This window comes from Actinoplanes missouriensis 431, from assembly GCF_000284295.1.
Lineage (GTDB): Bacteria > Actinomycetota > Actinomycetes > Mycobacteriales > Micromonosporaceae > Actinoplanes > Actinoplanes missouriensis.
The window spans coordinates 1,874,392-1,887,352 of the sequence record NC_017093.1; the positions used below are offsets into that span (position 1 = coordinate 1,874,392).

General features: G+C 72.8%; 9 protein-coding genes. 4 read left to right on the forward strand and 5 right to left on the reverse strand.

What is annotated here, in order from left to right; genetic code table 11:
- Positions 1–14: 14 nt before the first annotated feature.
- From AMIS_RS08700 to AMIS_RS08710, 3 genes are read right to left on the reverse strand one after another with little or no spacing between them, the layout of a single operon-like run.
- The gene (locus AMIS_RS08700) at positions 15–1,550 is read right to left on the reverse strand and encodes a class I adenylate-forming enzyme family protein (RefSeq protein ID WP_014441848.1); all 1,536 of its coding nucleotides are present in this window, start codon (positions 1,548–1,550) and stop codon (positions 15–17) included.
- Positions 1,547–2,281, reverse strand: a complete 735-nt coding sequence (locus tag AMIS_RS08705; RefSeq protein ID WP_014441849.1) for a glycosyltransferase family 2 protein — start codon at positions 2,279–2,281, stop codon at positions 1,547–1,549. Before AMIS_RS08705 ends, AMIS_RS08700 begins: the two co-directional genes overlap by 4 nt.
- Entirely contained in the window at positions 2,278–3,258 is a 981-nt protein-coding gene (locus AMIS_RS08710; protein WP_014441850.1) for a 3-oxoacyl-ACP synthase III family protein, read from the reverse strand. Before AMIS_RS08710 ends, AMIS_RS08705 begins: the two co-directional genes overlap by 4 nt.
- A gap of 133 nt (positions 3,259–3,391) precedes the next feature.
- Here AMIS_RS08710 and AMIS_RS08715 point away from each other — a divergent pair, with 133 nt between their 5' ends.
- Entirely contained in the window at positions 3,392–5,125 is a 1,734-nt protein-coding gene (locus tag AMIS_RS08715; RefSeq protein WP_014441851.1) for a hybrid sensor histidine kinase/response regulator, read from the forward strand.
- Here AMIS_RS08715 and AMIS_RS40320 read toward each other — a convergent pair.
- Positions 5,089–6,789, reverse strand: coding sequence for a serine/threonine-protein kinase (locus tag AMIS_RS40320; RefSeq protein ID WP_051041879.1), 1,701 nt, complete (start codon positions 6,787–6,789; stop codon positions 5,089–5,091). The two genes, AMIS_RS08715 and AMIS_RS40320, sit on opposite strands and share 37 nt — an antisense overlap.
- A gap of 380 nt (positions 6,790–7,169) precedes the next feature.
- Between AMIS_RS40320 and AMIS_RS08725 the strand changes: the two genes are divergently transcribed.
- From AMIS_RS08725 to AMIS_RS08740, 3 genes are all read left to right on the forward strand, one after another.
- Complete coding sequence (locus tag AMIS_RS08725) at positions 7,170–8,276, forward strand: hypothetical protein (protein ID WP_231859259.1); 1,107 nt, start codon at positions 7,170–7,172, stop codon at positions 8,274–8,276.
- The gene (locus tag AMIS_RS08730; RefSeq protein WP_231859260.1) at positions 8,266–8,904 is read left to right on the forward strand and encodes a class F sortase; all 639 of its coding nucleotides are present in this window, start codon (positions 8,266–8,268) and stop codon (positions 8,902–8,904) included. The genes AMIS_RS08725 and AMIS_RS08730 overlap by 11 nt, the downstream gene beginning before the upstream one ends.
- A 271-nt stretch (positions 8,905–9,175) precedes the next feature.
- On the forward strand, positions 9,176–10,189 hold the full coding sequence (locus tag AMIS_RS08740) for a hypothetical protein (protein ID WP_014441855.1): 1,014 nt from the start codon (positions 9,176–9,178) through the stop codon (positions 10,187–10,189).
- On the opposite strand, the gene AMIS_RS40325 is transcribed toward AMIS_RS08740, so the two are convergent.
- Positions 10,148–12,922, reverse strand: coding sequence for a PAS domain S-box protein (locus AMIS_RS40325; RefSeq protein ID WP_014441856.1), 2,775 nt, complete (start codon positions 12,920–12,922; stop codon positions 10,148–10,150). The genes AMIS_RS08740 and AMIS_RS40325 overlap by 42 nt on opposite strands.
- Positions 12,923–12,961: the final 39 nt, after the last annotated feature.

The window sequence follows — 12,961 nt, forward strand, 5'->3', positions numbered from 1 at the left end:
TGCGGTTGGGGAGTTCATGCGCGTACCCCCGGGGGAAAGCCGGCGGCAAGCCGCGCCGCCGCGGCCCGGTCGGGTTTGCGGGAACGGCCGGCCAGGGGAACGGGCGTGAAGATCACGCGGTCGGGGGTGGCCGCGCCCATCCGGCGCAGGGGCTCGCGGAGGGCGGCGCGGACCGATGACTCGTCGGTGCCGGGACTGATTTCGATCAGGGCTACCAGGTGTTCGTCGCCGTCGTCGGCGGGGATGCCGACCAGCACGGCGAGGGAGACGCCGGGCACGTGGAGGGCGGGTTCGTAGAGGCCGGGATAGATGTTCTCGGCGCGGCGCAGGATCATGTCCTTGGTGCGTCCGGCGAGGACCACGCGGCGGCCGGTGAGGTGCGCTATGTCGCCGGTATCGACCCATTCGTGCGGTTCGTTCCCGAGGTAGCGGTCGCACACGCCGGAGCCGGCCAGCAGAAGCTGCCCGGTGCCGGCAGGGTCGGCCGACGAGGGGGAAGACGTCGGCGGCGGAGAAACGCCGGGTGACGGGGGAAAAGGGGAAGCGCCGGGTGGCAGGAGCTGGGCGCGGACGCCGGGCAGCAACTCTCCGACCAGGTCACCGGGCTCGTCGAACGCCGCCTTCTCGGTCGCCTCGACCGCAGCGGCGGGAAAGACCTCGGTCAGCGCGTAAACGCACCACGCCTCGTCCGCCCCCGCCGCCCGGACCCGGCTGAGCAGCTGCGCGGAGACCGGCGCCGATCCACTGTAGACCCGCCCGGTGAGCGGAACCCCGGCGTCGAGCGCGGACCGCAACTGCGGCGGTGTCAGATATGTCGCCTGCGGGCGCAGCTCCCGGACCTGCTTCGCCAGCGCCCTCGCACGCCGCGCCGGCAACGCGACCGGCGCCCCCGCCGCCAGCGCCGGCAGCATCACGAAGAACGTCCCGCCGAGGATGGGCAGATGCGGACGAGGGCGCACCAGCTCGGTCACGGCGCCGAGCCCCGCGGCCAGACCGGCGCGGGTGTGCACGACGGCTCGGGGGCTGCTCGTCGTCCCGGACGTGAAGATCATGACCGCGTCCCCGTCGCCCTCGTAAGCCGGTGGCGGAGCGCCCTTCACCAGCTCCAACGCGGGCGCGTTGCCGGGCAGGCGCCGCCCCACGGTCACGGTGGGCCCCAGCGACGTGAGGTCCGGAAGGGCGAGCCCCGCGCGGCGGGCGAGCGGCGCCGCCCACGACGCGACCGCTTGCGCGGCTGCGTCCGCGACGATCAGTTTCGGCCTCGCGCGCGCCAGGCGCGCGGTGAGCACGTCCGGTCCGGCGTGCGGGTCCAGGACCGCCACCCGCAGACCCATCCGGTACGCGGCCAGCAGCGTCGCCAGAACCCGCGGCCCGGGTCGCACCGCCACCCCGAGGGTGTCGCCGGCCCGCAGCCCTCGCGCGTGCAGCGATGTCGCATAACGATCACGCAGTTCGGCCAGCTCGCCACGGCTCACCCGGCCCCGCCCGGTGATCAGCGCCGGGGTGTCGTCGCCGGGACGCAGACCGGCGTTCAGCTCGTCGATGGTCATCGCGGATCCGGGGTGAGCGGGCCGCTGCCGCGGTCGAGGTACCACTTCGCGGTCCGCAGCACGCCGTAGGCCCGGATCCGCCGGGTCGAGTTCTCCACCACCATGGTCCGGCTGCGGACGATCGACGCCGTGGTGCTGCGGACCCGGTTCAGGAACAGCCGGTCGGTCGGCGAGGGCCGCCGGGGCATCCCGCCGCACTCCTCGTAGAGCGCCGCGGTGATCGCCATGTTGTTGCCGGCGTGCATCCGGTACGGCGCCAGGTAGCCGCTGCTCCGGTGTGCCGGGCGCAGCCGGCCGAAGAGCGCCGCGAGGCCGACCAGCCCGGCGAAGAAGGCCCGCCCGGCCGGACCGTGCTCGTCGCGGCGGGCGGTGATCCGGCCGCACACCATGCCGGCGCCACCGTCCAGCGCGGCCCGGGCGGCGGCCACCCATCCGGGCCGGGGCAGGCAGTCCGCGTCGGTCCGCGCGATCCGGGTCGCGCCGGCCGCGATGGCGTGCCGGAACCCGGTGTCGACCGCGCTGCCGACCCCCTTCTCCGGCTCGGTGATCACGTGGACCCGAAACGGCGCGCAGGACTGGAACGCGCGTACCGCGTCCGCCGTGCCGTCGGCCGAGCCGTTGTCGACGACCAGCAGCGTGAAATCGGTGTCGGTCTGCGCCGCGAGCGCGTAGAGGGTGGCGCTGATCCGGGCCGCCTCGTTGTAGGCGGGCACGACCACCCAGAGGCTCACGATCGCTCCCAGACCATGGTCATCACGCTGACGCCGCCGCCGAGCCCGACGAACAGCACGCGGTCGCCCGGGGCCAGTGAGGGGTGGATCCGGGCCAGCTGGACACCGAGGGTGGCGCTGGCCATGTTGCCCAGGCCGGTCACGGTGATCTCCAGCTTGTCCCGTGGCACGCCGGTGACCTCGACGAATCGGTCCAGGTAGGGAAGCGTCACCTGGTGGACCAGGATCTTGGCGTAATCGGCGTGCTCCAGGCCGGTGCGGCTGCGGACCCGGTCCAGGATGCCGGCGCCGACCTTTTCGAAGACGCTGCGCAGGCGGTGCCCGTCGCCGGTGAAGTAGGTGTGCTCGTCCCCGCGCGGATGCCGGGAGCCGCCGCCCGGGATCCCGCCGGCCGTCCAGTGCTCGGAGTGCGTCTCGGTGTCGATGTCCAGGATGCCGCCGCGGCCGACCGGCTCCACCACGACTGCCGCTCCGGCGTCGCCGAACGTGTACCCGGCGAACGACCGGCGCGCGTCGGCCAGGCCGGTGGCCGGGCGCATCGCCCGGGTCGGGGTCTCGCCGGTGACCACCAGGGCCCGCCGGGCCCGGCCGGCCAGGATCATCGACCGGGCCAGGTCGATGCCGTTGACGAAGCTGTTGCAGGCGTTCGTGACGTCGAGCGCGTGCGCCCGGCTGCCCAGCGCGGCCTGCACGATGTGCGCGGTGGCCGGCTCGACCATGTCCCGGCTGGCCGAGGCGAACAGCAGCAGGTCGACGTCGAGCGGATCCAGATCGGCGTCGGCGAGGGCGGCCCGGGCGGCGTGCAGGGCGAGCGTGGAGGCGTACTCGTCGGCGGCCGCGATCCGCCGCCGCTCGATGCCGGTGAGACGGGCGAAGAGGCCGCGCCCGAGCCGCGCCGACACCCGTTCCTGCAGCTCGGCGGTGGTGACCTCGTGCTCCGGCAGGTGCGCGCCCACCCCGGTTATGCCGACCCGCATCTGGTGCGCCAACCCCCGTCCGTCGTTCCTCAGCCGGCCGTCAGCTGATCAAAGGGGGTTTATTGTGCGGTCCCGCGGGGAAGAACGTCCATTCGGCCCTCAGGCCTTGCGAGGTTTGTCCGATAAGACGACCATGCCGGAACAGCTCGTCTGGATCTGGGCGCTGGCCTGGTGGAACGTCCTCACCTGCGCGGCAGGTGTGTGGTACTGGACGGTTCACCGGCGGCGCCGGGCCCGCGTGCGCGGCGCCGGGGCCTCCGCCGATCCGCGCGATGAGCAGCGGGTCGCCGAGGCGGACGCCCGGGAGCAGGCGGCGCGGGCGATGCTCGAAGCGGTGGTCGAGCACACCGCCGACGGGATCATCGGGGTGTCGCTGGGCGGCGTGGTGACGGCGTGGAACGCCGGCGCGGAACGGATCTTCGGATGGTCCGCCGAGGAGATCGTCGGCAGGCCGGTGACGGTGCTCGCCGACCCGGCCGCGCTCGCCGAGCAGCACGACATCGCGCAGCGGATCGCCGGCGGTGAGCGGGGCATCCACTACGAGTCACGGCGGTACGCGAAGGACGGCACCCCGGTCGAGGCGTCGTTCAGCGTGGCGCCGATCCACGACCACCACGGCGAGATCTCCGGGGCGGCGATCGTGGTCCGCGACGTGACCGCGGCCAAGGCGGCGGCGGAACGGCAGAGGGCCGTCGAGGAGCGCACCCACCAGGCGCAACGGCTGGAGGCGCTGGGCAAGCTGGCCGGCGGGGTGGCGCACGACTTCAACAACATCCTCGCGATCATCGTGAACTACACCGACTTCGCGGCGGAGGAGGCGGCCGGCAACCCGGCGCTGGAGACCGACCTCCGGCACGTCCGCAACGCCGCCGACCGGGCCATCAACCTGACCCGGCAGCTGCTCACCTTCACCCGCGGCGACACCATCCAGCCGCAGGATGTCGACCTGAACGCGGCCCTCGCCGAGGTGCAGGCGATGCTCGGGCGCACCATCGGCGAGCACATCAACCTGATCACGGTGCCGTCGAAGGAGCCGATCACCGTGCACGCCGATCCCGGGCAGCTCCAGCAGATCCTGCTCAATCTGGCGATCAACGCGCGGGACGCGATGCCCGACGGCGGCACCCTGGTTCTGGAGGCGAACGCGGCGTCCCTGGACGGCGACGAGATCAACATGCAGCCGCCGCTGCCCGCCGGAACCTATGCCCGCCTGCTGGTCAGCGACACCGGGGAGGGCATGTCACCGGAGACCGCGGCGCGCATCTTCGAGCCCTTCTACACCACCAAACCCCAGGGCAAGGGTACGGGCCTCGGCCTCTCCACCGTCTACGGAATCGTCACCGAGGCCGGCGGGAGCCTGAACGTCTACTCCGAGCTCGGTGTCGGCACGACCTTCCGGATCTACCTGCCGATGGTGGCCGTGCCGGAGCGGGCCGGGCCCGTCACGCTCCGCCCGGAACCGGCCGGCGGCGGGGGCCGTACCGTGCTGGTCGTCGAGGACGAGCCGGTGCTGGCCCGGGTGGTGGCCCGGATCCTGACCGGCGGCGGTTACCACGTGCTGACCGCGACCGGCACCGACGAGGCGCTCGCGCTGTTCCGGCAGCACGACTGTGACGCGATGCTGACCGACGTGATCATGCCGGAGACGTCCGGCCGGCGGCTCGCCGACATCGTCCACGAGTCCCGGCCGGATCTGCCGGTGCTCTACATGTCCGGGTACAGCAACGGGCTGCTCGGCACGACGCACGTGCTGGACGATGACATCGCGTTCATCGAGAAGCCGTTCACCGCGCATGACCTGCTGCTCAAGCTAGGCGAGGTGCTGCTCGATCACCCTTTGAAGGTGGACAGCACCACGGTGAGCTGAGGCAAGGCGCCGATCCAGGCGTCCCGCGCGGTGCGCCATTCGATCAGGTACGCCTCCGCGCCGCTCTCCACCACCCGGCGCAGTCCCCGCATCACCACCGCGTCGGGGCTCACGAACGTGTACTCCCAGACCGCGCCGCCGGCCGACGGCAGCGCCTCGATCCGCAGCCGCCGGTACGCCGGGAACGCGATGTCCCGCTCCTCGGCGAGCAGGCCGGCCACCACGTCGCGGGTCGAGCCCTGCCATCGGCTGATCCGCAGGCTGGCCTCGCCGAGCGGGTCGGCGAACGAGACCACGCCGTCGGCGAGCGGATTCGGTTTCCAGCCGTTCGGCACCGCGACCCGGAAGCCGCTCGGATCGGTCCACCAGCCGAAGTCCTCGGGCAGCACGGTCGCGGCCGGTGACGAGGGCGGCGGGGAATGGGCGCTGCCGGTGTCCCGGTGGGTGCTCGCCGCGACGGTGGTGAGCAGGGCCAGCAGAAGGATCACCACGACGGCGGCGGAGAGGCGGTGCCGCAGCGCGGGGCGGGACGGCTCGGCCGGCTCGTCGACGGACCGGCCGAGCCGCTCGGCCACGGCCGGCCCGGGGCTGTCGGCGAGCGCCGGGTCTCCGGTGGGTGACTGGGTCACGGCGGGCGCCGGGTCCAGGGCGGGGGACTGGGTCACGGCGGGCGCCGGGCCCGGGGTGGGGGACTGGGTCGCGGCGGGCGCCGGGTCTCCGGTGGGGGGCGGGCTCACGGCGGCGGCCCGTTCGGCGGCGGTCGGCTCGTGGGTGGGCTCGGGCAGGCCGCGGCGCAGCCACCGCGGCGGCCACCAGCGCGTGCCGGACCGGGGGCGTCGCGTCCCGGCCACCTTGCGCAGCCGCGCCTCCAGCTCGGTGACGCTCAGCCGGGTGGACGGGTCACGGCGGAGCAGGCCGGCCAGGATCGGGGCGAGCGGGCCGGCCAGGCTGGGCGGGTCCGGTTCGGTGTCGGCGAGGGCGCGCAGCACCTCGGTCGTGCTGGACCGCTGGTACGGCGGGCGGCCCTCCACCGCGTGGTAGAGCGTGGCGCCGAGTGACCACAGGTCGGACGCGACGGTCGAGGAGTGCTCGAAGAGCCGCTCCGGCGCGATGTATTTCGGGGAGCCGAGCACCACGCCGGTGTCGGTGAGCGCCTTGATCCCGGCGGTGGTCACCGCAGGACCGAAATCGGTCAGCACGATCCGGCCGTCGTCGCCGATGAGAACGTTCCCCGGCTTGACGTCCTGGTGCAGAACGCCGGCGTCGTTCGCGGCGACCAGCGCGGCCAGGACGGCGAGCCCGATCCCGGCCACCCGGGCCGGTGGCAGCGGGCCCTCGGACTCGATGATCTCCTGCAGTGAGCGGGACGGGACGTACTCCATGACGATCCACGGGCCGGCCGCGTCGGGGCAGACCTCGAAGGTGTGGATCAGGTTCGGATGGCGGACCCGGGCAGCGGCCCGGGCCTCGGGAAACACCCACTCGCGGATCACGTCGCGCTGTGCCGGGGTCAGGCCCTCGGGAAGTGTGCACTGCTTGATGGCCACCTGGAACGGGACACCGGCCCGGTCGTCGGTGGCGAGCCAGACGTGGCTCATCCCACCGTTCGCGAGCGGACGGACGACGCGGTAGCGGCCGGCGACGACCTCTCCCACCGGAACCATGCCGTCCCCTCGGTTGTGGACGTTCACAGGAGCGCTGTCGACGCTACTGGACGGAAGTGGTTGTACGACTGTCGGATTTCTGGTGATGCGTGATGATAGCTATCACTCGACTGAAGTGATGGGCGGGCGTAAGGTCTGCCACCAGGTGACCCTCGGCAATCTTCCGGTTATTCACTGTAATCAAAGTCGGGCATCGCGAGAAGTGGCTGGGGTGGGAGATCATGCGCGCAACGGGGCGGATGCTGCAACGGCTGGCCGTCCCGATCTTTTGCGCCGCCCTGCTCACCGGTGGCTCCACTGTTCGGAGCGGACACCCCCCGTTGACGGAAAATTCAACAGTGCACGTCCACCATGTGAGACAGTCGGCTGCTGACCTGGCAGTGCGATTGCAGGCCCTCTTCGGTCAGCACTCGGTGCTCGCCGCCGACGCGATGCGCAGCCGGCTTCGCGGCGACGACGACTTCGTCCAGGCCGCGGATGCCGCGCTCGGCCGCAATACGGACGCCATGACCGATCTGATGGGCCAGCTGTTCGGATCGGACATGGTGGGCGAGTTCGGTCCTCTGTGGTCCGGTCACGTGGTGGAGCTGGTCGCCTACGCGAGCGCCGTCGCCGGACGCGACGACTCCACCCGCGAGGACGCCCGGGTGGAGCTCGTGGATTACGAGCGGAGGCTGAGCGAATACCTGGCCGGACTCTCGGACGGCCGGCTCGACCCGCCGGCCGTCCACCACGCGCTCGCCGCGCACATCGAGCACCTCACCGAGCAGGCGGACGCGTACGCGGCGGGGGACTACGCCACGGCGGACCGGATCTACCGGGAGGCCTACCGCCACCTCTACGACGTCGGGCTCGTCCTCGCCGACGGGCTGCTGCCGGCCCGCGACCGCGCCGAGCTGCGCGAACCGGTGTGGCGGCTGCGGTCCCAGCTCGGCCGGGTGCTGGCCGAGCACGTGGTGCTGGTCGAGCACGTGACCCGGGCGGCGGTGGCGAACACGCCGGACTTCGACGCGGCGGCCGCGATGATCAACGGAAACACCCGGGACCTGGTGGCGGCGATGTCGGCGCTGTTCGGGGCGGACGTCGCCGGGGACTTCGGCGACATCTGGGGCGATCACATCGAGTCGCTCGTGGCCTACAGCGGGGCGCTCGCGGCGGGAGACCGGAGCGCGCAGGCGCGGGCCAAGAACGAGCTTCAGGGGTACGAGCGGAGAATCGCCGCGTTCTTGAGCGCCGCCACCGGTGACCGGTTGACGTCCGCGCGGCTCGCCACCGCGTTCGCCGGGCACGACGGGATGCTGCTGCGGCACGCGGACGCCTTCGCGGCACGGGACTACGCGACGGCGCACGACATCGCCTACGCCGTCTACGAGCACGGGTTCGACCTCGCGCGGGAGCTGGCGGACGCGTTCGGGGAGACGGTCGCGGCCGCGCTGCCACGGGGCGGGGCGCAGACCGGGTACGGCGGGCTGGCCGTTGGCGGATAGCGCGGGGTCCGCCGGCATCGCCGCGGGTTCGCGTGCCCGGTGGCGGTGGGGGAGCGTCTGCGCGTACCTCAGTGTGCTGGTGATCGTGGTGGCGCCGGAGGCGCCGCGCGCGCAGGGACCACCGCCGGTGATCGCGCGGGAACCTGTCCGGGCTGACCGGTTCCGGTCGGAGAGCGGGACCGCCCGCGTCGCCGAACCGGTCCGGCTGCGGATTCCGGAGCTCGGCGTGCGCAGCTCGCTGCAGCGGCTCGGGGTGCAGGCCGACGGGACGATCGCGGTGCCCGAGGACCCCGGCGTGGCCGGCTGGTACGCGGACGGGCCACGCCCCGGACAGGCCGGTCCCGCGGTTGTTCTCGGACATGTCGACTCGCGATCCGGGCCGGGGGTCTTCGCCCGCCTGGCCGGGGTGGCGGCCGGGACATCGGTGCTGGTGGATCGCGCCGACGGGACGACTGTGACGTTCCGGATCAGCGGGGTGTCACGTGTCTCCAAAGAGGAGTTCCCGACCGCGCTCGTCTATGCGCCGACGCTCGACGCGGCGCTGCGATTGGTGACCTGTGGTGGTGAATTCGACGAGGGCCGGGGGAGCTATCGGGACAATGTCATCGTCTATGCCGAGCTGGTCTGAACGGCGATGCGCGGCCCTCGCGGCGGTCGTTCTGCTCGCCCTGCCCGCCGCCGTTCCGGCGTCTTCTGCGGCCGCTGCGTCAGCGTCTGTTCCGGCTTCTGTTCCGGCTCCTTCTCCGGCCTTTTCTTCGGCGCCTCTTCCGGCCGCGGCACCTCTTTCGGCCGCGGCGCCTGTTTCGGCCGCGGCACCTCTTCCGGCCGTGGCGCCTTTTTCAGTCGTGGCGCCTTTTTCGGCTGCGGCGCCGGCGCCTGTTCCGCTTCCGGTCGCCGGGGTGTTCGCCGATGAGTCGTCGACGACGCTCGTCGTGGACCTCGGTGCCGCCGGGCCCGGCGCGGTCACCGTCACGTGGAACGGCGTCCGGCAGGCCGCCCGTATCGAACCGGTGCTCTCCCCGCAGCTCGCGGTGACGTTCGTGGTGGACGCCTCGGCGGCCGGGGCAGCGGCTCTGCCCGGCTGGCTCAGCGCCGACGCCCGGTTCGCGCTCGGGCTGCCGGCCGGCGCCCGGGCCGCCGTCGTCGCCGACCGTGCGCCCGCCGCGGTGGTCGCCGCGCCGCAGGACGGGCCGTCCGGGATCGTGCGGGCGCTCGGCACGATCCGGGCCGGCGGGGAACGCGACACGCAGCGGTCGCTGTCATTGGCGCTGACGCAGTTCCCGGACGCCGGAAATGGTCACCACGTGGTTCTGCTCTGCACCGATGGCATGGACGCGGGTGAATTGCCGGCGGAATCCGTGGCGGCCCGGTTCCGGGAGGCCGGCGCGATTCTCGTGGTGGTCGGCCGGGGAGCGTATTGGGCGGCGGCGACCGCCGGAACCGGCGGATTCCTCGCGCCGGCCGGTGATCCGGGGGTGGCGCCGGCGTTGGACCAGGTGGAGGAAGTGCTGGCCGGGCGTTACCTGGTGCGGTTCCCGACACCGTCCGGGGCAGGCGACGTGGTGGTGACTGTGGACGGTGGGCCGGTGGTGTATCGGGGGTCCGCGTTCGTCGAGTCGCCCGAACCCGGCACGCGGTGGTGGTGGAGCGCGCTGCCGGTCGCCGCCGTCATGATCGCGGCGATGCTGGTGGGACGGCTGCGGCGGCGCTCGATCGCGGCCGACCCGGTGAATCCGGCGGCTGCCGTGTCGCCTGCTGCCGTGCCGCCTGCCGCTGTGCCGCCGGTGGCAGGGGCGTCGGCGGTGGGGCTTGCGGCGGTGGCGTCGATGCGGCCGGCGCCTCGGGGGCGTGCGCCGGTGATCCCGCGGGCCTCACGCCGGCCCGGCGGGGTCGGCTTCGAGGATGAAGAATGATCCGCCCGCGGGATTCGGCTCGTGGTGGACGTCGCCGTTGTTGGCGCGGGCCAGGCTGCGGACGATGTAGAGCCCCAGGCCGGTTCCGCGGACGGTGCGGGCGTCGCGGTCGGCGCGGGCGAGACGGTCGAAGAGGCGCGGGCAGAAATCCTCGGGGACGCCCGGGCCGCTGTCCTCCAGTCGCAGGTAGACCCGGCGGGCGTCGGAGTGGATACGGATCCGGGTGGCGCCACCGGCGTACTTGTCGGCGTTGGAGAGCAGGTTGAGCAGAATCTGCTGCAGGTGGCCGGGGTGGAAGAGGATCTCCGCGTCCTCGCCGACCACGGGAACGCCCGGCCCCTCGAGCACCTGCTCCAGCTCGTGGCGCACCGAGAGCCTCTGCCGTACCGCGTGGATGTTGCCGGTGTCGATGGTGACCATGGCGATCATCTCGCGGACGATGTCGTCGAGACGCTGCGCGTGCCGGTTGATGATCGCGATCGACCGGCCGTGCGGGGTCTCCGGCGGCAGGTCGTCGGCGAGCAGGTCGCTGTAGCCGAGGATCGCCGACAGCGGGTTGCTGATCTCGTGCCCGAGCATGCCGATGATGTCGAGCTTGAGGGCGTTGGCGGTCTCCAGTTCGGCGTTGCGCTCGGCCAGGGTGGCGGCCGCCTGGTCGCGGGCGCGTTCCGCGGCACGGCGCGCGGACGTGTCGGTGCAGACCAGGATGAGGTGCTTCGGGCGGCCGTCGGCGTCGCGGACCAGCGAGACCGTGGACTCGATGTCGACCAGCCGGCCGTCGGCGTGGCGGACCTGGATCTCCTGCGTGTACGAGTCGAACTCGCCGGCGAAGAGCGCGGCGATCTGCTGGTGCGCGGCACGCCTGTCCTCCGGCGTCATCACCTCCTCGTCGACGATCCGGCCGACCAGGTCCTCCGGGCGGCGGCCGAGCATCCGGGCGAACGCCTTGTTCACGGCGATCAGCGTCCCGTCGAGGGCACGGATCGCCTGACCGGCGGCGGAGTGCGTGAACTGGGCCCGGAACCGCTGCTCGTTGAGCGCGAGGGCCTGCTCGGCGGCGCGCGCCGCGGTGATGTCGGTGTTGATCTCCAGGACGTGCGGCGGCCCGTCGGACTGGTGGACGACCTGGCGGCTGAGCACCGTGACCGTACGGCCGGTGGCGGTCAGATGCTGCAGCTGACCCTCCCAGCGGCCGTCGGCGGCGAGCGCCGCGGACTGCTCGGCGAACGAACCCTCGCCGAGGAACGTAGTGCCGAGCAGCCGGTGCGTGGGCTTGCCGCGGGCGGCGTCGAGCGACCAGCCGTACAGCGTGGCGGCGCCGGAGTTCCACCACTCGATGGTGCCGTCCATGTCCCGCACGATGATCGCGGCGGGGATCGTCTCCAGCAGTTTCGCCTGCTGACGCAGACGCGCGTCGGCGGCGCGCTGCGCGGTGACGTCCTCCGCCTGCACCACGACGTAGGACGCCACGCCACCGGACTCGCGGACCACCGCGATCCGGACGTCCACCCAGATGGTGCGCCCGTCCTTGTGCCGGTACCGCTTCTCGGTCCGGATCGTGTCGACGCCCTCGGCGACCATCCGGCGCAGCGAGGTCTCCGTCGCCGGCCCGTCGTCCGGATGCTGCAGATCCCGGAAGCTCATCCGGGTCAGCTCCTCGGCGGTGTACCCGGTGATCGCTGTCATCGCGGGGTTGACCTGGAGATATCGGCCGAACATGGCGGGGTCGACGCTGGACAGGGCGAGTCCGAGCGGCGAGTTCTCGAAGGTCAGCCGGAACCGGGTCTCGCTCGCCTCGAGCGCCTTCAAGGCCCGGACCCGCCGGGCGTAGTCGTCGGCGTGCATGAGCGCTGACGCCAGCCCGGTGGCGAGCAGCTCCAGTTGGTGCACGTCGTCGTCGTCGAACGCGTCCCGCTTCGCGCTCGTCACCTTGAGCACGCCGATCACGTGGTCGCCGTAGTAGAGCGGCGCGACGCAGAGCGACCGTGCGTGGAGCCGCCGGCAGGCGTCGCGGTCCGCTCGCGGATCTACCCGGGTGTCCCCGGAGCAGGTCGCCTTGCGATCGAGGACGGCCAGGCCGCTGACTGATCCGCCGACGGGCAAGCGGTACCCGGCGTACTCGATCATGGTGCCCGCGCCGGACGTGTAGACGAGCTCGTCGCCCTGGAGCAGCTCGACCGCGGCGCCGTCGGCGGCCGGGAAGACCGTCACGGCCTGCTCGGCGACGACCCGCAGGGCCAGGTTCCGGTCGTGGGTGGCGAGCGTGACGGCCCGCTGCGCCTCGATCGTGGAGAGCAGCGCGTCGGTGCGCCGGGCCGCCCGCTCGGCAGCCGCCCGCTGCTCCGAGGTGTCCCGCAGGAACGCGTAGAAGTGCCGCTGCCCCTGCACCCAGGACGGCCAGATGGTCAGCTCGATCTCGACGCGGGACCCGTCGCGGTGCAGCGCCGGCAGGCTCACCGGGTGACCGATCACCGCCGGCCGGCCGGTGGCCATGTAGCGGGCCATTCCGGCGGTGTGCGCGTCGCGCAGCTCGGCGGGGATCAGCGTCTCGGTGAGCGGCTTGCCGACGACCTCGTCGGTCTCCCAGCCGAGCAGGCGGGTGGCGGCCGGATTCCAGACCGTGATCAGCCCGGCCTCGTCGATCGAGACGAGTCCGGTCGGGCCGGTGGCGATGACTTGGCGGAGCCGTTCCAGTTCGGCTCGCTCGTCCGCGCTGATCGCGTTCTGGGCCACATCTCGCCTAGTCGGCAGCGGCGGCGTGAACCTGAGCGG

Excerpts from the sequence above, each read along its gene's own strand:
- AMIS_RS08715 (WP_014441851.1), top strand. The coding sequence starts at position 3,392 with ATGCCGGAACAGCTCGTCTGGATCTGGGCGCTGGCCTGGTGGAACGTC.
- AMIS_RS08710 (WP_014441850.1), bottom strand. The coding sequence starts at position 3,258 with ATGCGGGTCGGCATAACCGGGGTGGGCGCGCACCTGCCGGAGCACGAG.
- AMIS_RS08700 (WP_014441848.1), bottom strand. The coding sequence starts at position 1,550 with ATGACCATCGACGAGCTGAACGCCGGTCTGCGTCCCGGCGACGACACC.
- AMIS_RS40320 (WP_051041879.1), bottom strand. The coding sequence starts at position 6,789 with ATGGTTCCGGTGGGAGAGGTCGTCGCCGGCCGCTACCGCGTCGTCCGT.